Here is an 18,012-nt window from a genome sequence, read left to right as displayed (position 1 = left end):
GCGAAAATGCGTTAACGAAATGCGCAATTGCGTTGAAAAAAAAGCCATTACGGTAGGGCGTTGCCGCCTTTTTCAGCGATTGAACACAGAACGAGAATTTGGCGTTGACACTCAGGGAGCGGTTTCATATGATGCCGTCCGTCGAGTTAAATCGGCTGTTTTTCGGTGCTGGGGGTATAGCTCAGCTGGGAGAGCGCTTGCATGGCATGCAAGAGGTCAGCGGTTCGATCCCGCTTATCTCCACCAAATCGTTTTAACGATGCACTGAAAAAGATTTCCAGATGTGGGGGTATAGCTCAGCTGGGAGAGCGCTTGCATGGCATGCAAGAGGTCAGCGGTTCGATCCCGCTTATCTCCACCAAATCTCTGTTCGTCCTGAACAATTGCAACACAATCCAACATTACTGAATTCATAATTGCTCATTTCATGTGCAGAATGGCGTCATTATTGGTGCGAAGACATTCCCAGCGTTATGAATTGCGCCCATCTTTTGATATCAAGTCTCACGACGAATTGCGCCATAAAACGCGCGAGCTTCTTCCTGCGCGCTGCGATGATCTCACCCATTCAGCATTCCAGCTTCTTCTCAGGGGACGCAATGAATCGCACCGCAGTAGCTTCTCACGCACTGCGATGATTTTATCCGTTCAGCGTTCAGCGTTCAGCGTTCAGCGTTCAGCACTGCATCAGAGTGCGCAATGAATCGCACCGCAGCAGCTTCTCACGCGCTGAGATCATCTTATCCGTTCAGCATTCAGCACTGCATCAGAGTGCGCCACAAATCGCGCCGCCAGCGCTTAGTGTGCACTGAAATTATGCACAATCTTGTCGCGGCGCAATTCATGGCGCTAAGAGTTAAGCGGTTGCGGCTTGTTCTTGAGCAGGCAACACACGGAAACCGTGCGTGCCATCACGATCCAATTGCGCCACGAGGCCGTATTCCCAATCCAGGTACGCCTGCATCACGGCAGGTGCGATATCGGTGCCTTCATACGGACGGCGATAGCGATCAATCACCGGTGAAAGCAACTGCTGGTCGCCTTGCTCAGTCGGCAGGTGAGCTGCGCGCCAGGCCGCATTGCCGCCTTCCAGCACAAACACCGGCTTGCCGGTGAGTTCCGCCACCTGGTCAACCGCATATCCGGCCAGCAAACTGCTGCCGCAGGTCAGCACATAACGTCGTGCCGTTGGCAGTATGGCTTTACCTTCTTTTTGCAGCGTTGAGCGCAGCAGCCAGCCCGCACCCGGAATATGGCTGTTAAGATGATTGGCGTGCGTGGTGAAGTCCAATACCTGGGTCTGACCTTCTTCCAGCCACTCCGCCAGCTGCTGTGGCGAAACAAACTCGGGCTGCGCAACAGCAGGAACCTGCGCTTTCCAGGCACCGGTGGCACTGAAATCACTGGCCTGCAGCTCTTCCAGCACCGACACTTGCCAGCCCAGCTGCGCCAGCCAGGAGGCGGTCATATTGGCGCGTACGCCGTCGTCATCAATCAGTACAATACGTGCACCGCGCACGCTGGCGTAATGATCGGTTTCCTGCACCAGCTGTCCGCCTGGTACATGACGACTGCCGGGCAGATGACCCGCTGCATACTCGTCAGCGTCACGCACATCAAACAGATAAGTGGTGCGTGTTTCCTGCTGCCAGCGCTTGAGTGTTGCCAGAGGAATGCGCTCCACGCCTGCGCGATCCGCGATGCTACGCGCGTTCGTCGCAGCCTGGCGCTGTGCCGTTTCACTGGCTTCACCGTATCGGCGCGACTGAGCATGCTCCAGCGCGTGGCCTGCCAGCGTCCAGCCAATAGTGCCGTTACGCAGCGCAAACACCGGATTGCGAATGCCCGCATTCACCAGCGACTGAGTACCAATAATGCTGCGCGTGCGGCCCGCACAGTTCACAATCACCGTGGTTTCCGGTGATGGCGCGATATCGCGAACGCGCAGCACCAGTTCACCGCCCGGTACGCTGGTGGCGCCTGGAATGCTCATGGTCTGATATTCATCAAAGCGACGCGCATCCAGCACCACCACGTTGGCATCGCTATTGATTAAGCTGTGCACTTCATCGGCTGACAGGGAAGGGGTATGATTGCGATGTTCAACCAGTTCACCAAAGGCCTTACTCGGCGAATTCACATCAATAAACAGCTCACCGCCCGCAGCCTGCCAGCCGGCTAAATCCTCTTTTAACAGCGCTATATTGCTGTAACCCAGTGCTGCAATTCGTTCCGCAGCCGTCTGTGCCAGTCCTTCGCCGTTATCATATAGCGTGATGGCTGTCGTCAATTGCGGGATGCGATCCAGTAGTTCCAGTTCCAGTTTGGAAAGCGGGATATTGACCGCAAACAGCGGATGACCGGTGGCAAACAGCGCTTCGTCGCGGACATCAACAATCGCCACTTCCTGCTGTTGACGCAGTGACTCAAGAATGTCCGCCGCCTGGCGGAAAGGGAATGCGGGTTTACTCATGTGATAGATCCCAAATGTTCGGTAAGTAACGGTTGCTGTAACCGGAGATAAACTGTTTTTCACTGCCGTCTTCGCGGTAAACCGCGCGTTTTACCGCGCCGATATTGGCGCCATACACGTGGATGCTGATTGAGACGCGATCGTCATAGGCATTGCTGACGCGATGGATATCGCCCACGGTGGGAGAGACGGCTTCAACGCTGCCGGGATCAAGGCGTATTGGTGCACCTTCCGGCTGCAAGCCGTTCGGCCCGGGCTGCCAGGATTGCGATATCTCCGCACCACGTAGCATGCCAATTAATCCCCATACGCGATGGTCGTGAATCGGGGTTTGCTGGCCCGGCCCCCACACGAAGCTCACGACTGAAAAGCGCTGTCGGGCATCGGCATACAGCAGATATTGTTGATAGTGCTCAGGATGTGGCTGGGTATAAGCCTCGTCCAGCCAGTCATCATGCTGGATTAACTCGCCAAGCCAAACGCTACCCTGTTGCAAAATGGTGGCTTCATCGGGATTCTGATCGAGTAACGTAGCCAGATTGCCGACAAAATCGCGTAAACGATGATGCTGATTGGCACTCATGATTTATCTCCCGGTGCGCTTTTGGCAACCTGATTGGCCTGAGCCGACAAACTAAAATCAAAGGCTTTACTGACATCGATCGCTTTCGGCAGCACCTGATAGCGATGGAAGAAGTCAGCCGATTTTTGCAGCGTGGGGATCAGGCTGGCATCAAACACCAGTGGACGAATACGCGCATCGGCAATCCAGCTGCTGGTGATATTAGTGGGCATATTCAGTGTCTTGCCCAGCACGCTGGCAAACTCCTGCGGATGTTGCTGCGCCCAGATTTGTGCCTTAGCCAGACGCGCCAGCAAATCGGCAATCGCTTTACGCTTACCGGCATCATGTAAGGCCTCGTCACGCGCCAGAGCATACGAATAACCCGACATAATGCCTTTGCCGCCGCCGTCAGCGACACGTACCGTGCCATCTACAGCAGTGGAGGTAGCAATATAAGGTTCCCATGGCGCCCACGCGGATACGGCGCCGGAGGTCAAGGCGGCTCGGCCATCAACAGGTCCAAGGAATCGCAGCGTGACATCGTCTGGTTTTAATCCCGCACGCTCTAGCAAGCCAAGCAGCAGATAGTGGCCCCAGCCGCCACGATTCACCGCGATCTGCTTGCCTTTCAAATCCTGCAAACGGTGAATTCCGGTATCGGGACGCGTCAGCAGCGCGATACTGTCAGGATTGTTCTGCCATGCGCCCACGGCTTTCACAGGGGCGCCAGCTGCGAATACGAACAGGAACGGCAAATCGCCCGTGAAGCCGACATCCAATGCACCGGCATTCAAGGCTTCCTGCACAGGTGCACCCGAATCAAATGCCGTGAGTTTCAGATCGTAGGGCAGATTATTGAGTTCGCCCGACGCTTTTAATGCGGCAAAGCGATCCCCTTTTACATCGCCCAGTCGCAGCGTGACTTTATCAGCGGCGAACAGTGGATTGAGCGTGGAGAGCGCTAGCGCAACACCGGTAAACAGTGCAGCCAGGCGCATCAGGCGCTCCTTTTGTCAGCGGTTTTTAGCGCAGCCACTTTTTCGCGCGTCAGTGGGATCAGTTCCTGGCCGTATTCCACCGCATCATTCAGCGGATCGAAGCCGCGAATCAGCACGCTGTGAATGCCAAGGCGATAGTAATCCAGCAGCGCGTCGGAAACCTGATCGGCAGTACCCACCAGTGCTGTGGAGTTGTAGCCGCCTTGCACCAGTTTAGCCACGCCTGTCCACAGTACTTTGTCCAGGCGATCGCCTTCATTGGCGGCAGCCAGCAGGCGCTGAGCACCGACGCTTTGCGGCTTGGGTTTGCCAAACGCAAATCCGGTCTCTTGTAACTGTTTTTCTGCCAGCTCACGGATATGCTCGGCGCGCTCCCAGGCTTCTTTTTCGGTTTTACCGATGATGGGGCGGAACGAGATATTAAAATCAATTTCGCGCCCGTGCTGAGCCGCAGCGGCTCGTACGTTGCGCACCGTCTCTTCCGCCCCTTTCAGCGGTTCGCCCCACAAGGCAAACACATCGGCATGGCGTGCAGCCACATCAATCGCTTCCTGAGACGATCCGCCAAAGTACACCGGCAGTTTTTTCTGCACGGGCTTGATGGCTGAAAATGCCTGTTCAGTCTGGTAAAAGTTTCCCTTGTGATCATAAGGCTGGCTGGACTCCAGGCTCTGCCTGAGCACGGTGAGGAACTCGTCGCTGCGTGCATAGCGTTCGGCTTTATTCAGGAAATCGCCATCGCGACGCTGCTCGACATCGCTACCGCCGCTGATGATATGCACCGCCAGACGACCATCGGTCAGTTGATCCAACGTTGCCAGCTTGCGTGCGGCCAGGGTCGGTGCGACAAAGCCCGGACGGTGTGCCAGCAGGAATTTCAGTGAGGAAGTGTGTGCCGCCGCGTGGGCGGTGACCAGAAAACCATCCGGTTGATCGGACCAATACCCCACCAGAATACGGTCAAAGCCTGCTTCTTCATGGGCGCGGGCAAAACGTGCGATGTAATCTTTATCAAACAGCGGGCCGCTGGCGGGGATGATCTCGGAAGCCAGTCGGTGGCCAATCATGCCAAGAAATTGAATGCTCATACGATTCTCCAGATGTGACGTTATGGAGAAAAGCTACGGGCGCAGGCAGCCGTGAAGGAAATTCAATATTGTGCAAAGGTTTTGCGTTTAGCGGGGAAGTGGCGATTGGCGGGGATAAACGGGAATCGAAGTGAGATAGAACAGAAAGGCATAATTAAGAAGAGAAGGGCGAGCCGCAGCTCGCCCTGAACATCAGAAGGCCAGAACCAGACCGGCGATAGCGGCAGAAAGCACGCTCACCAGGGTTGAACCGTACAGCAATTTCAGGCCGAAGCGTGAAACCACGTTACCCTGTTCTTCGTTCAAACCTTTAATCGCACCTGCCACAATCCCGATAGAAGAGAAGTTAGCGAAGGACACGAGGAACACGGACAGAATGCCTTCCGCATGCGGTGACAGCTGCCCGGCGATTTTCTGCAGATCCATCATCGCCACGAATTCGTTAGAAACCAGCTTGGTCGCCATGATACTGCCCACCTGCAGCGCTTCGCTGGACGGCACGCCCATCACCCACGCGAACGGGTAGAACACATAACCCAGCACACCCTGGAAGCTGATGCCGAAGATCAGGTCAAACAGCGCGTTCAGGCCAGAAATCAGGGCGATAAAACCAATCAGCATGGCGGCAACGATGATCGCCACTTTGAAACCGGCGAGGATGTATTCACCCAGCATTTCGAAGAAGCTCTGACCCTTGTGCAGATCCTGCAACTGCAGATCTTCCTCGCTATCGACGCGGTAAGGGTTAATCAGTGACAACACGATAAAGGTGCTGAACATGTTCAATACCAGCGCAGCCACCACGTACTTCGGTTGCAGCATGGTCATGTAGGCACCGACGATGGACATGGAGACGGTCGACATCGCCGTAGCCGCCATGGTGTACATGCGACGCTGTGACATTTTGCCGAGGATATCTTTATACGCGATGAAGTTTTCTGACTGTCCCAAAATCAGAGAGCTTACGGCGTTGAAGGATTCCAGTTTGCCCATACCGTTAACTTTTGACAGCACGGTACCGATGCCGCGGATCACCCAAGGCAGGATACGGAAATGCTGCAAAATACCGATCAGCGCCGAGATAAATACGATCGGGCACAGAACATTAAGGAAGAAGAACGCCAGGCCTTTGTCGTTCATGTTGCCAAACACGAAGTTGGTACCTTCGGCGGCATACTTGAGCAGATGATCAAACAGACCTGCAAACCCTTTGACGAAGCCGAGGCCCGCTTCAGAGTTGAGGAAGAACCACGCCAGCAAAACTTCGATCACCAGAAGCTGAACGATGTAGCGAATGCGGATGCTTTTACGATCGTGACTGACCAGCAAGGCCAGTACGGCTACCACCACTAATGCCAAAAGAAAGTGCAAAATATGGGACATGTCGGCTCCAAATTTGAGGAGGGTTGTATTTTGTTGCGTATTCTATGTAACGCGTTACTTAAAAACGAGATCAAAACCACATTATAAGTATTCGGTATCGACAAATTTCTAAGAATAGTCTCACCGCTCACAACCTCTTCACAAAGTCTTCACAAGAAATATCCACAAAAACATTGTCTATAAAATAACCCGAGAGTAGAGTGATTCCTGTTGCAAACATTTTGGCAAGAACTGGCTTTACCGCAAGATATAGCAATGGCTATACTTCATAGCACCATCTATTAATACGATAACTATAATCAAATTTCACTTGCCTTGAGCGCCCGCTAAGCTGCACGGGTCAATAAGCGTTAGGACAGGGTCCACACTATGTCAGAAAGTCGCACCGCTGAGCGCGCTGCTCGCGGAGCCAGAAAAATCAAGCTCGCGCTGCTGGGCCCCGCCTTCATCGCGGCGATCGGTTATATCGATCCCGGTAACTTTGCCACCAACATTCAGGCAGGTGCGGCCTACGGCTACAAGCTGCTGTGGGTGGTGGTCTGGGCCAATGTGATGGCGATGCTGATTCAGCTGATGTCGGCCAAACTCGGTATAGCCACCGGTAAAAATCTTGCAGAACATATCCGCGATCGTTTTCCGCGCCCGGCGGTATGGTTCTACTGGGTGCAGGCGGAAATCATCGCCATGGCCACTGACCTTGCTGAATTTATCGGTGCGGCACTCGGCTTTAAATTATTACTGGGGATTTCGCTACTGCAAGGCGCAGTGCTCACGGGGGTCGCCACCTACCTGATTTTGATGCTGCAAAGCCGGGGGCAGAAGCCGCTGGAATTGGTGATTGGCGGCCTGCTGTTGTTTGTCGCCGCTGCCTATATTGTTGAGCTGTTTTTCTCGCAGCCGAAAGTGAGTGAACTGGTCACCGGTATGGCGCTGCCTTCGCTGCCAACCTCTGACGCGGTGTTCCTCGCTGCCGGTGTGCTGGGTGCCACCATCATGCCGCACGTGATCTACCTGCACTCGGCACTGACGCAACACGGTAACATTGGCAGCAAAGCGGATCGCTACTCATCAACCAAGCTGGATGTGGCGATTGCCATGACCATTGCCGGCTTTGTGAATCTGGCGATGATGGCGACTGCGGCGGCGGCTTTTCACTTCAGTGGCCACACCAGCATCGTTGACCTCGATCAGGCGTATTTGACGCTGCAACCTTTATTGGGCCGTGCAGCAGCCATTGTCTTTGGATTAAGTCTGGTGGCGGCAGGCTTGTCTTCAACCGTGGTGGGAACGCTGGCGGGGCAAGTCGTGATGCAGGGCTTTATTCGCTTCCACATTCCGCTGTGGCTGCGCCGCACTATCACCATGCTGCCTTCCTTTATCGTGATCTGGGCCGGATGGGATCCGACACGCATTCTGGTGATGAGCCAGGTACTGTTGAGTTTCGGTATCGCCCTGGCATTGATCCCGCTGTTGGCCTTTACCGGCAACCGCGAGTTGATGGGCGATGAGATGGTCAATTCGCGCCTGATGCAAAACGCCGGACGCCTGATAGTGGTGCTGGTGGTGGCATTGAATCTCTATCTGTTGGTAGGTGAGGCGCTCGGCTGGTAACTCTTCGGCTGGTCAGCAGGAAGAAAAGAAAATCCCGGCTATCAGGCCGGGATTTTTGTATTAATGGTGGTGGTGATCATGCCTGTCATCATGACGATGGTCATGGCGCCAATGCTCACGGCGTTCCCGCTCATGCCAGCGGCGTTCACGCTCACGTTCGTAAGCCTCATGGCGACGCCACTCTTCATGACGCCACCAGCGGTGATCGTTGTAGCGATAACGGTCATTCCACCAACGCGGCTCGCGCCAGCGGCCGCCATCCCAATAGTAACCTCGACGGTCGCGATCGCCGAGATGCAGCGTGACACCCGGAGCCAGCGTCAGGGTGGCACTGTTGGCTTCTGCTGTGTGCATTGCCAGGGGGGAAAGTGTTGCCAGCAAGGCGGCAAACAAAATTGCACGTTTCATAACTTCTCCTTTTCAGTGGCTTATCACTGCCACCGTTGCGCTAGTGTGCCACATCGGTCCAGTGTTGCCTTGAGAGTGAGTCTGAAAACGTTGCGGGAAATCTGAATTGAGAATTTTCTGCTGCGGAAAATACCCGGCCTGAGCCGGGTAGGTAAGCGTTTACACTAATATGTTATGAATCGCTTCGATCTCTTCAGTTGTCAGCATGGGCTGGCTTAGCATCTCAACCGCATCATCAATTTGCGCAGTTTTACTCGCACCAATCAGCACCGAAGTCACACGCGGATCACGTAACACCCAGCTCAGCGCCATTTGCGCCAGCTTCTGTCCACGCTGTTGCGCGATGGCCTGCAGCTTACGCACTTTTTCCATCTTCTCTTGCGTCAACTGGCTCTCATTGAGGAATTGACTGCCGCTGGCGGCACGAGAATCCTCCGGGATGCCTTGCAGATAGCGATCGGTCAACACGCCGCCAGCCAGCGGAGAGAAGGCGATGCAGCCGACGCCATTATCACCTAGCACATCCAGTAAACCTTGCTCTTCCGGTGCTCGTTCGAACATGGAATATTTCGGCTGATGAATCAGGCAAGGCGTGCCCAGATCGCGCAGAATGGCGATCGCTTCGGCTGCTTTATCTGCCGGGTAATTGGAAATGGCGGCATACAGCGCTTTACCCTGGCGCACCACCTGATCCAGCGCACGCATGGTCTCTTCCAGCGGCGTCTCCGGGTCAGGGCGATGGTGGTAGAAGATATCGACATACTCCAGCCCCATGCGCTTCAGGCTCTGATCCAGACTGGAAATCAGATACTTGCGTGAGCCCCAGTCGCCGTAAGGGCCGTCCCACATGGTGTAACCGGCTTTGGTGGAAATCACCAACTCATCGCGCAATCCGGCAAAATCCTCACGCAAAATGCGACCAAAATTGGATTCGGCGGAACCCGGCGGTGGGCCGTAGTTGTTGGCAAGGTCAAAGTGCGTGATGCCACGGTCAAAGGCGTGGCGCAGGAGTTCACGGCTGTTGTCGACACGGGTGCTGTCGCCAAAGTTGTGCCATAAACCCAGCGAAATAGCCGGTAATTTCAGGCCGGTACGGCCACTGCGACGATATTGCATCTGTTGATAACGTTCGGGGTGAGGAAATACAGACATGCAGCGTTCCTGTCTCAAGAAGGGAGAAAGTGACATCAGCATAGCAGTGTATGCGTTTACACTAAGCCGAAACGCGCCGAAGATCGCAACTTACAGAATTTTCTGTCGTCGTAACGATTGCTTGCCACAAATCACCATGCGCTGATGGTGAAAATCTCGCCAATTCAGCCACATCGCTGATACTTCTATCATCCCCTTAAGAAGGAGCTGTCGATGAAAACCCTCAACGTTGGCGACTATTTACTGCACCGTTTACAGCAAGCTGGTATCCGTCATCTGTTCGGTGTGCCGGGTGATTACAATCTGCAATTTCTCGACAGCGTTATCGCGCACCCCGAGATTGCCTGGGTCGGTTGCGCCAATGAACTCAATGCCGCATACGCGGCGGATGGCTACGGTCGTTGCAACGGCGCTGCTGCATTGCTCACCACTTTTGGTGTGGGTGAACTGAGTGCGATCAATGGGATTGCGGGCAGCTATGCCGAATATGTCCCGGTTATTCATATTGTTGGCGCGCCAGCCTGTCGTGCGCAACAGCAAGGTGACTGTGTACATCATTCACTGGGTGATGGCGACTTCCATCATTTCCTGCGCATGGCACAAGAGGTCAGTACCGCCAGCGCGGTGCTAACTGCGGAGAATGCAGCTGAAGAAATTGACCGCGTGATAGCGGAAGCGCTTGACCAGCACCGGCCCGGCTATCTGCTGCTGGCGGTGGATGTCGCGGCGACGGAGATTACGGTGCCTGATGCCCAGCCCGTTGCGCCTGTCCATCAGGACACCGTAGTTGCGACAGCTTTTGCTGCTGCCGCTGAACGCTTACTGGCTCCTGCACAGCGCGTGGCGTTACTGGCCGATTTCCTCGCTTTACGTTGGCAATTGCAATCGCAGCTATTTTCACTCCGCCAACTGCGCGCCATTCCCGCCGCCACATTACTGATGGGCAAAGGCGTGCTTGATGAGCAACAGTCAGGTTATGTTGGCACTTATGCGGCTGAGGGCAGCAGCGATCAGGTGCGCCGTGCTATCGAGGAGACGGACGTGACGTTGTGCGTGGGCGTGCGTTTCACCGATACCTTGACCGCCGGTTTCACCCAGCAATTACCTGCAGAGCGCGTTATCGACCTGCAACCTTTTCACGCCATGGTGGGGGGCGAACGCTTTGCGCCGCTTAGCATGGCACAAGCCCTCGCCGCATTATTGCCCGTTTATCAACGCCACTGCGCACATTGGGCGCTGGCTGACACCGCATCTTGCGAAGAAATTGAGCAAAACGATGATGCGGTAATCAGTCAGCGCGCATTCTGGCAGGCGATGCAGCGCTTCCTGCAGCCGGATGATATTATCCTGGCCGATCAGGGCACGGCCGCCTTCGGTGCGGCCGCGCTGCGTTTGCCGCCGGGCGCGCAATTGCTGGTGCAACCGCTATGGGGATCGATTGGCTATACTCTACCGGCGACCTTTGGTGCACAAACGGCACAACCTGGCCGGCGCGTCATTTTGATTATCGGTGACGGTTCAGCGCAGCTGACAATCCAGGAACTGGGTTCCATGCAGCGTGATGGGCAACAGCCCATTATTTTCCTGATCAATAATGAGGGTTACACGGTTGAGCGGGCGATCCATGGCGCTGAACAGCGCTATAACGACATCGCGCAGTGGAACTGGACTGCGTTGCCACATGCGATGAGCGTCCAGTGTGCCGCACAAAGTTGGCGAGTGAGCGAAACGGTGCAGTTAACGGCGGTGATGGAGCAATTGATGCGTCATCGTCGCCTGACGCTGGTGGAAGTGGTGATGGAGAAACAAGATCTGCCGCCGCTGTTGCGTAAAGTCACGGCGGCTCTGCACCAGCGCAACGGCGGCTAGCCGCTATCCGGCTCAGGCTTTGTGACTTTAGACCAGGCGGCGCCTGAAATCCTTACGTACTCCCGGTACGCTCCGGTTTCTCCGCACCGTCCGTTTCCCGTGAGGCTACGACGATAACGCCTGGCGCGACAAGCCCGCAGTTTCGGAAAGTTGCCTCTATACAGTGAAGCCGCTGATTGTCAGGCTGTGGCACGCACCCGAAGTGTTTACGCCCATCGTGCTGGTGGGCGTTATTGTTTTATTGGCAGGCTCTTATATAGTGTCCTGCAATTGTTTATGACCCAAGCGGAGCAGCAGAAGAATGACAAAATACGCCCTGGTCGGCGATGTGGGCGGTACCAACGCCCGTCTCGCCCTGTGTGAGGTGGAAACCGGTGCCATCTCCCAGGCCAAAACATTCTCAACATCAGACTACGACAATCTTGAAGCGGTGATTCGTGCTTATCTCGACGAGCAAAAGCTGGACATTAAGCATGCCTGTATCGCGATTGCCTGTCCTATCACCGGTGATTGGGTGGAGATGACCAATCACGATTGGGCATTCTCAACACGTGAGATGAAAGAACATTTGGCATTCGACAGCCTGGAAATCATTAATGATTTCACCGCCGTGTCGATGGCAATCCCGATGCTGACCGACAATGAAGTGATTCAATTTGGTGGCAAAGCGCCGGTCGAAGGCAAACCGATTGCCATTTATGGCGCCGGCACCGGATTGGGCGTCAGCCATTTGGTGCACGTTGATAAACGCTGGATCAGCTTGCCGGGAGAGGGTGGGCACGTTGACTTCGCCCCGAACAGCGAAGAAGAGGGCGAGATTCTTGAAGTGCTGCGCGCGGAGCTGGGTCATGTGTCGGCAGAGCGCGTGCTGTCAGGCTCCGGTCTGGTGAATCTCTATCGTGCCATCGTCAAATCTGACAGCCGTGAGCCTGAAAACCTCAAGCCGAAAGATGTCACCGAGCGTGCATTGAAAGATAGCTGCATCGATTGTCGTCGCGCGCTGTCACTGTTTTGCGTGATCATGGGGCGTTTCGGCGGCAACCTGGCGCTCAATCTTGGTACCTTTGGTGGCGTGTATATCGCAGGGGGAATTGTGCCGCGCTTCCTCGACTTCTTCAAAGCTTCCGGCTTCCGCGCCGCGTTTGAAGATAAAGGCCGCTTCCGTGATTATCTGGTCGATATCCCGGTGTATATGATCACGCACGATCAGCCAGGCCTGCTGGGCGCGGGCGCACATCTGCGCCAGACACTGGGTCGCGTGCTGTAATCTGTTCAGGCGAGCAGCGTCCTGCTGCTCGCTTTACAACCTCATCAACTGGCGAAACGCCTTCACCTTGCTGCGGCTCACCGGCACTTGCGCATCCAAATCGCGTAACTTCACCAGATAGGTATTGTTAAACCACGGCTCGATCTCACGAATTTTGCTGAGGTTGACGCAGTACGATCGATGACAGCGGAAAAAGAGCGGTTCTGGCAGGCGATTGCAGAATTCACTGATCGCCATCGACATCACATACGCTTCGCGGCGGGTATAAACAAACGTCAGTTTTTCGTGCGCTTCAACATAATAGATATCGTTGATATCTGTCACGATAATGCGCTCATCTTTCACCAGGTTAACGGTTTGCGGCGCACTTTGCTGAGTGGACGGCTGTGCGAGTTGCTGCTGTGCGCTGGCCTCCAGCTTGTTCAGCATGGTGATAATACGCGACTCATGATAGGGCTTGAGGATGTAGTCAAACGCATCCAGTTCAAAAGCATCCACCGCATGCTCTTTCCATGCGGTGATAAACACTATCAACGGCTTATGCGCAAATTGGTTTATGTTTTGTGCCAGTAGCATGCCATCCAGCGAAGGGATATTGATGTCGAGGAAGATGACATCGACGCGATGGTTTTGCAGATACTTCAGCACCTCCAGCCCATCATCAAAACAGGCTTCGATAGTGATCTGACTGTGCTGCTGGATCATCCAGCTCAGTTCTTGCTGAGCAAGAAACTCGTCTTCGACGATAATGGCTTTCACGCGCTGGGTTCCGTGATATGGCTCAACGGTGCAGCCATGCGCTGACCGTTTTTGCTCAGAGTGAAGGCGATTTCCGTGCCCGGATGATGACGAGTGATGCTCAGACCTTGGCCGGAAAGCAGCTTCACCCGATGATGCACATTAAGCAGGCCGATTTTGTTACCCGGCATCTCATCGCGTGCCACCCGGCCAATCACCTCTTCACTGATACCTGCGCCCGTATCACGCACCGCAACACGAACACTCTCCCCGAGATCTTTCACACTCAACGTCACCACACCTTTGCCACGGCAGGGCTGAATCCCGTGCACAATGGCATTTTCCACCAAAGGCTGAATCAGCAAACTTGGCAGCGTGAAGTGCAGATCTTCATCAATGTCATAAATCATCGAGAGCTTATCGCCAAAGCGCGCCTGTTCAATGGCAATGTAATCCTTCACCTGCCACAGCTCTTTTTTAATGTCGATCAGCTCGTCATCGTTAAGCTCAAGGTTGTAGCGCAAATAGCGCGACAGATTAATCACCAACTGGCGTGCCGTATCCGGATTGAGACGAATGGAAGAGGAGATGGCATTCAGCGCGTTAAACAGGAAGTGCGGGTTAATTTTGCTCTGCAACGCGCGCAACTCGGCTTTATTCGCCATCTCACGTAACTGCTCTGCACGTGATACCTCCAGCTGGGTAGAGATAATTTGCGACAAACCTATAGCCATCTCTTTCAGCGATCCGGTAATACGATGCGCACGACGATAATAGATTTTTAGTGTGCCCGTTACTTCCCCTTTTTCCCAAAGGGGAATAACCAGCATCGAGTGAATATCTTTGGTGCGATGGGCTTCATCATTATTCTTAATGATGATTTTGCCGCTCGCGATTGACTGCGCGGTAGTGGGGCTGATGCCATCATCCCCATTTTGATAGTTATGCTCACCGTAACCGACATAGGCGAGAATCTGTTGGGTATTGGTGATGGCCACGGCATCGGCGTGAATATCGCTACGAATAATCGAGCATACCTGGCGCAGTGACTGGCTATTCACCTGACGAAACAGCGGCAGAGTTTTATTGGCTATCTCCAGTGCCAGCTTGGCCTGGCGCGCGGCAATCGCCTCTTTTTCCCCTTCCACGCTCTGCACTAACAGCACAATCAAGCCAATGCTCGATGCGCCGAGAATCATCGGTAAAGCGATCTCAGAAACAATGGAAAAGCCCAGTGCCATCGGTCGAGCCCATAACACAATCAGAACCATGGTGAGGGTTTCGCACAGCATGCCGCCAAGAATACCGGCGCGCCAGTGCTGCTCTTTGCTCACGCGGCGATTAATGACACCAGAAGCGACACCGGCAATGATACTGGTAATCAGGCAAGGCACGGCCGTGACACCATCCATATCGATCAGATAACGATGTATGCCTGCGATCACCCCTGTCGCGATGCCAACCCAGGGGCCAAACAGAATGCCGCCGGACATCACCGCTATCACACGCACGTTCAGCAGCGAACCATCTACGTTAATGCCGGACCAGGTGCTAAACAGCGCAAACAACGAGAAAATCGCCGTCACCACCACCTTTTCTTTGATCGAATGCTCATCTTTTTGCAGCAGCTGACGGAATACCCGCGTGCGGGTAAGGAAGAACAGACAAATCAGCATCAGCGCAGCGCGGTCAAATACCGCCAGCAGCATGTCAAAGTGGGAAGGCAAGGGCATCTCTCGGAGTGAACCTGGGTGAGGTTATGATAAAAAATGTGATCAAGATCTGCCAGCGCCGCGACACCCGCAAAACGCTTCTCATGGTTTAGATCAATTTTCTGCCAATTTCTCCAGCATCCTCCGCGCGGTTTTAAAACAGCAACGTATTCAGATTAAGGCCAGAGCGGGCCAGCCCGAAGAGCAAAGCGCTTCCAATAGCCTGCCAATTTCTCCAGCATCCTCCGCGCGTTTTTGAAACAGCAACGCATTCAGCTCAAGGCCAGAGCGGACCAGCCCGAAGAGCAAAGCGTCTGGGCCATGGATGGCCCAGCCGATCTGCACGGATGCGTTTTGTCTTTGCGATCGGGCTGGTCCGTTCTGGCCCTGGCTCCCAACCAACAGCAAATCCCAGCTCCCAACTCCCAACTCCCAGCTCCCAACTCCCTCAATCTCCTTAAATTCCCAAAAAGAGGAAAACTTGAGTAACAAAAAGAGGATTAGTTATCCCTGCGCGGAACGCTGGTTGTCAATGACTCGGTTTGCTATGTTGCCATGAGTTATTTCGCGGAGCGCAGCAATGCAACTTCTTACCCCTCGCTTGTCCCTGACACGCTTACAACCCGAAGACTGGCAAATCTTCAAAGCGGTACATGAAGATCCCGGCACCATGACCTGGGTCAGTGAAATCCCTGACGAAAACGACATTCGTCAGCGCTTTACTGAACGCCTCGCACCCTGGCAAGTCACCAGCTTCCACATGCTGTGCCTGGTGGCGCGCTTGCGCGAAACCAATGAACCCATTGGCCTGTTCGGATGCAGTGCCGAATGGCAGCCTTATCGGCAGGCCGAGGTCGGCTACATGCTCTGCCATCGTTTCACTGGAAACGGCTACGGCAGTGAAGCGCTCAAGGCACTGTGCGACTTCTTGCTACAGGCAGAATTTCATAAACTCAAAGCTCTGGTCATAGAGGGGAATTGGCCGTCCCGACGCATTCTGGAAAAGAATGGTTTCGCGTTAGAGGGCACGCTGCGGGATAATTATCTGCTAAACGACCAATGGGTAAACGATTGGGTGCTGGGTCGCCTGAATCCACAAAATTAAAAAAATATTCTGTTGCTCTCGACAATTCTGTTATCAGCGCGTTATGTTCTTTCTTCGGTCACCGCAGTGACCAGCGTCGCTCGGACGGTCCGGGCGCCTACGTAAACCAGAGGACATCATGGCTGATAACAGCACACCCCGTCGTTTCTCGCGTATTGAACGCCTTCCCCCGTATGTATTTAACATCACCGCTGAATTGAAGATGGCTGCGCGTCGGCGTGGCGAAGACATCATCGATTTCTCGATGGGGAACCCGGATGGCCCTACGCCGCCACACATCGTGGAAAAACTCTGTCAGGTAGCGCAACGCGAAGACACGCACGGTTACTCCACCTCGAAAGGCATTCCTCGCCTGCGTCGCGCCATCTCGCGTTGGTACGCAGATCGCTATCAGGTGGAGATCGATCCCGAATCAGAAGCGATTGTCACCATCGGTTCCAAAGAAGGGCTGGCACACCTGATGCTGGCGACGCTCGATCATGGCGACACCGTACTGGTGCCAAATCCGAGCTATCCGATTCATATCTACGGCGCGGTGATCGCCGGTGCGCAAGTGCGTTCCGTACCGCTGGTGGCAGGCGTTGACTTCTTCAACGAGCTTGAACGCGCCATCCGTGAAAGTTACCCGAAACCGAAGATGATGATCCTCGGCTTCCCATCCAATCCCACTTCACAGTGTGTTGAACTCGACTTTTTCGAACGGGTGATAGCGCTGGCGAAACAGTACAACGTGCTGGTGATCCACGACCTCGCTTACGCCGACATCACCTATGATGGCTGGAAAGCGCCGTCGATTATGCAGGTGCCGGGCGCGCGCGACGTGGCGGTGGAATTCTTTACCCTGTCAAAAAGCTACAACATGGCAGGCTGGCGTATCGGCTTTATGGTGGGTAACAAAGAGCTCGTGTCTGCACTGGCGCGCATCAAAAGTTACCACGATTATGGCACCTTCACCCCACTGCAGGTTGCGGCGATTGCCGCACTGGAAGGCGATCAGCAATGCGTGCGTGATATCGCTGAACAGTACAAACGCCGTCGTGACGTGCTGGTGAAAGGCCTGCATGAGGCGGGCTGGATGGTCGATCTGCCAAAAGCCTCGATGTACGTCTGGGCGAAAATTCCCGATCACTACGCGCATCTTGGTTCGCTGGAGTTCGCTAAACTGCTGTTGCAGGAAGCCAAAGTGTGCGTCTCACCGGGCATCGGCTTTGGTGACTACGGTGACACCCATGTGCGATTTGCCCTGATTGAAAACAGCGATCGTATTCGTCAGGCGGTACGTGGCATCAAAGCGATGTTCCGCGCGGATGGTATATTGCCGGGAACGGTAAAAGCGCTGGAAGAAGAAGAAGAGTAAAACTAAGAAGGGCGACTTTGGTCGCCCCGCCTGGCAGGATTTATTTGAGCATCAGCACGAAGGTGCCTACCCAGATTAACAGGAAGAAAGAAACTCCCATCAAAGCGTATCTCACAAAATGACTCCTCTGAGCGGTTACCATGCTGGTGATCCCACTCCAGCGTAACCCGAACAGAATAAGAGAAAGGTGAAGTTCATAACCGCTGCACGCTTTCTTCTCAGGTGGTTCCAAGCGAACTCAGAACAGGATCGAGCGCTAATTTACGCGCAATCGATCCGAAAATAA

Annotated in this window: 15 protein-coding genes and 2 tRNA genes; 7 read left to right on the top strand and 10 right to left on the bottom strand. The window is 54.4% G+C overall.

All coding sequences use genetic code 11. From position 1 onward, the window contains the following. Window positions 1-170: 170 nt before the first annotated feature. Window positions 171-246 (top strand) — tRNA-Ala (locus VH86_RS00575). 39 nt (window positions 247-285) lie between these two features. Further along, window positions 286-361: transfer RNA gene (locus VH86_RS00570), tRNA-Ala, on the top strand. Between the two features lie 495 nt (window positions 362-856). Here VH86_RS00570 and VH86_RS00565 read toward each other — a convergent pair. The 5 genes from VH86_RS00565 to VH86_RS00545 form a co-directional block, all read right to left on the bottom strand. Further along, the gene (locus VH86_RS00565; RefSeq protein WP_045831567.1) at window positions 857-2,473 is read right to left on the bottom strand and encodes a rhodanese homology domain-containing protein; all 1,617 of its coding nucleotides are present in this window, start codon (window positions 2,471-2,473) and stop codon (window positions 857-859) included. Further along, on the bottom strand, window positions 2,466-3,056 hold the full coding sequence (locus tag VH86_RS00560; RefSeq protein ID WP_038645597.1) for a cysteine dioxygenase: 591 nt from the start codon (window positions 3,054-3,056) through the stop codon (window positions 2,466-2,468). Before VH86_RS00560 ends, VH86_RS00565 begins: the two co-directional genes overlap by 8 nt. Further along, window positions 3,053-4,036 (bottom strand): ABC transporter substrate-binding protein, encoded by a 984-nt coding sequence (locus VH86_RS00555; RefSeq protein ID WP_045831566.1) that lies wholly within the window; start codon window positions 4,034-4,036, stop codon window positions 3,053-3,055. The genes VH86_RS00560 and VH86_RS00555 overlap by 4 nt, the downstream gene beginning before the upstream one ends. Next, complete coding sequence (locus VH86_RS00550; protein ID WP_045831565.1) at window positions 4,036-5,124, bottom strand: LLM class flavin-dependent oxidoreductase; 1,089 nt, start codon at window positions 5,122-5,124, stop codon at window positions 4,036-4,038. The genes VH86_RS00555 and VH86_RS00550 overlap by 1 nt, the downstream gene beginning before the upstream one ends. A 192-nt stretch (window positions 5,125-5,316) precedes the next feature. Continuing rightward, on the bottom strand, window positions 5,317-6,507 hold the full coding sequence (locus tag VH86_RS00545; protein WP_034825912.1) for a NupC/NupG family nucleoside CNT transporter: 1,191 nt from the start codon (window positions 6,505-6,507) through the stop codon (window positions 5,317-5,319). 369 nt (window positions 6,508-6,876) lie between these two features. On the opposite strand from VH86_RS00545, the gene VH86_RS00540 reads away from it, so the two are divergent. After that, on the top strand, window positions 6,877-8,118 hold the full coding sequence (locus VH86_RS00540; RefSeq protein WP_034825925.1) for an Nramp family divalent metal transporter: 1,242 nt from the start codon (window positions 6,877-6,879) through the stop codon (window positions 8,116-8,118). Window positions 8,119-8,178: 60 nt separating this feature from the next. Here the strand turns inward: VH86_RS00540 and VH86_RS00535 are convergent, their stop codons facing one another. After that, the gene (locus VH86_RS00535; protein WP_045816613.1) at window positions 8,179-8,526 is read right to left on the bottom strand and encodes a DUF2502 domain-containing protein; all 348 of its coding nucleotides are present in this window, start codon (window positions 8,524-8,526) and stop codon (window positions 8,179-8,181) included. A 159-nt stretch (window positions 8,527-8,685) separates the two neighbouring features. Continuing rightward, entirely contained in the window at window positions 8,686-9,678 is a 993-nt protein-coding gene (gene mgrA, locus VH86_RS00530; protein WP_045831564.1) for an L-glyceraldehyde 3-phosphate reductase, read from the bottom strand. A 213-nt stretch (window positions 9,679-9,891) separates the two neighbouring features. Here mgrA and VH86_RS00525 point away from each other — a divergent pair, with 213 nt between their 5' ends. Both VH86_RS00525 and glk read left to right on the top strand, forming a co-directional pair. Next, complete coding sequence (locus VH86_RS00525; RefSeq protein ID WP_045831563.1) at window positions 9,892-11,547, top strand: thiamine pyrophosphate-binding protein; 1,656 nt, start codon at window positions 9,892-9,894, stop codon at window positions 11,545-11,547. Between the two features lie 301 nt (window positions 11,548-11,848). Then, the gene (gene glk, locus VH86_RS00520) at window positions 11,849-12,814 is read left to right on the top strand and encodes a glucokinase (protein ID WP_045816616.1); all 966 of its coding nucleotides are present in this window, start codon (window positions 11,849-11,851) and stop codon (window positions 12,812-12,814) included. Between the two features lie 33 nt (window positions 12,815-12,847). On the opposite strand, the gene VH86_RS00515 is transcribed toward glk, so the two are convergent. Both VH86_RS00515 and VH86_RS00510 read right to left on the bottom strand, forming a co-directional pair. Continuing rightward, entirely contained in the window at window positions 12,848-13,573 is a 726-nt protein-coding gene (locus VH86_RS00515) for a LytTR family DNA-binding domain-containing protein (protein WP_045831562.1), read from the bottom strand. Then, window positions 13,570-15,261, bottom strand: coding sequence for a sensor histidine kinase (locus VH86_RS00510; protein WP_045831632.1), 1,692 nt, complete (start codon window positions 15,259-15,261; stop codon window positions 13,570-13,572). Before VH86_RS00510 ends, VH86_RS00515 begins: the two co-directional genes overlap by 4 nt. A gap of 583 nt (window positions 15,262-15,844) precedes the next feature. Between VH86_RS00510 and VH86_RS00500 the strand changes: the two genes are divergently transcribed. Then, entirely contained in the window at window positions 15,845-16,369 is a 525-nt protein-coding gene (locus tag VH86_RS00500) for a GNAT family N-acetyltransferase (protein ID WP_045816619.1), read from the top strand. Window positions 16,370-16,487: 118 nt separating this feature from the next. Continuing rightward, on the top strand, window positions 16,488-17,726 hold the full coding sequence (alaC, locus tag VH86_RS00495; RefSeq protein WP_045831560.1) for an alanine transaminase: 1,239 nt from the start codon (window positions 16,488-16,490) through the stop codon (window positions 17,724-17,726). 40 nt (window positions 17,727-17,766) lie between these two features. On the opposite strand, the gene ypdK is transcribed toward alaC, so the two are convergent. Further along, window positions 17,767-17,841 carry a membrane protein YpdK gene (gene ypdK / locus VH86_RS25590; RefSeq protein ID WP_100701370.1) on the bottom strand — a complete coding sequence of 25 codons (75 nt, stop codon included), beginning with the start codon at window positions 17,839-17,841 and terminating at the stop codon, window positions 17,767-17,769. Between the last annotated feature and the right edge of the window lie 171 nt (window positions 17,842-18,012).

This window comes from Pantoea sp. BL1, assembly GCF_000963985.1.
Taxonomy (GTDB): domain Bacteria; phylum Pseudomonadota; class Gammaproteobacteria; order Enterobacterales; family Enterobacteriaceae; genus Pantoea; species Pantoea rwandensis_B.
The sequence above is the reverse complement of the archived record's forward strand: the minus strand, read 5'-3'. Positions and strand labels throughout refer to the sequence as shown.

Coding starts and splice junctions, on each gene's coding strand:
- VH86_RS00540 (WP_034825925.1), top strand. CDS start 6,877: ATGTCAGAAAGTCGCACCGCTGAGCGCGCTGCTCGCGGAGCCAGAAAA.
- VH86_RS00565 (WP_045831567.1), bottom strand. CDS start 2,473: ATGAGTAAACCCGCATTCCCTTTCCGCCAGGCGGCGGACATTCTTGAG.
- glk (WP_045816616.1), top strand. CDS start 11,849: ATGACAAAATACGCCCTGGTCGGCGATGTGGGCGGTACCAACGCCCGT.
- VH86_RS00500 (WP_045816619.1), top strand. CDS start 15,845: ATGCAACTTCTTACCCCTCGCTTGTCCCTGACACGCTTACAACCCGAA.
- VH86_RS00555 (WP_045831566.1), bottom strand. CDS start 4,036: ATGCGCCTGGCTGCACTGTTTACCGGTGTTGCGCTAGCGCTCTCCACG.
- VH86_RS00510 (WP_045831632.1), bottom strand. CDS start 15,261: ATGCTGCTGGCGGTATTTGACCGCGCTGCGCTGATGCTGATTTGTCTG.
- VH86_RS00550 (WP_045831565.1), bottom strand. CDS start 5,124: ATGAGCATTCAATTTCTTGGCATGATTGGCCACCGACTGGCTTCCGAG.
- VH86_RS00545 (WP_034825912.1), bottom strand. CDS start 6,507: ATGTCCCATATTTTGCACTTTCTTTTGGCATTAGTGGTGGTAGCCGTA.
- VH86_RS00525 (WP_045831563.1), top strand. CDS start 9,892: ATGAAAACCCTCAACGTTGGCGACTATTTACTGCACCGTTTACAGCAA.
- VH86_RS00535 (WP_045816613.1), bottom strand. CDS start 8,526: ATGAAACGTGCAATTTTGTTTGCCGCCTTGCTGGCAACACTTTCCCCC.
- alaC (WP_045831560.1), top strand. CDS start 16,488: ATGGCTGATAACAGCACACCCCGTCGTTTCTCGCGTATTGAACGCCTT.
- mgrA (WP_045831564.1), bottom strand. CDS start 9,678: ATGTCTGTATTTCCTCACCCCGAACGTTATCAACAGATGCAATATCGT.
- VH86_RS00560 (WP_038645597.1), bottom strand. CDS start 3,056: ATGAGTGCCAATCAGCATCATCGTTTACGCGATTTTGTCGGCAATCTG.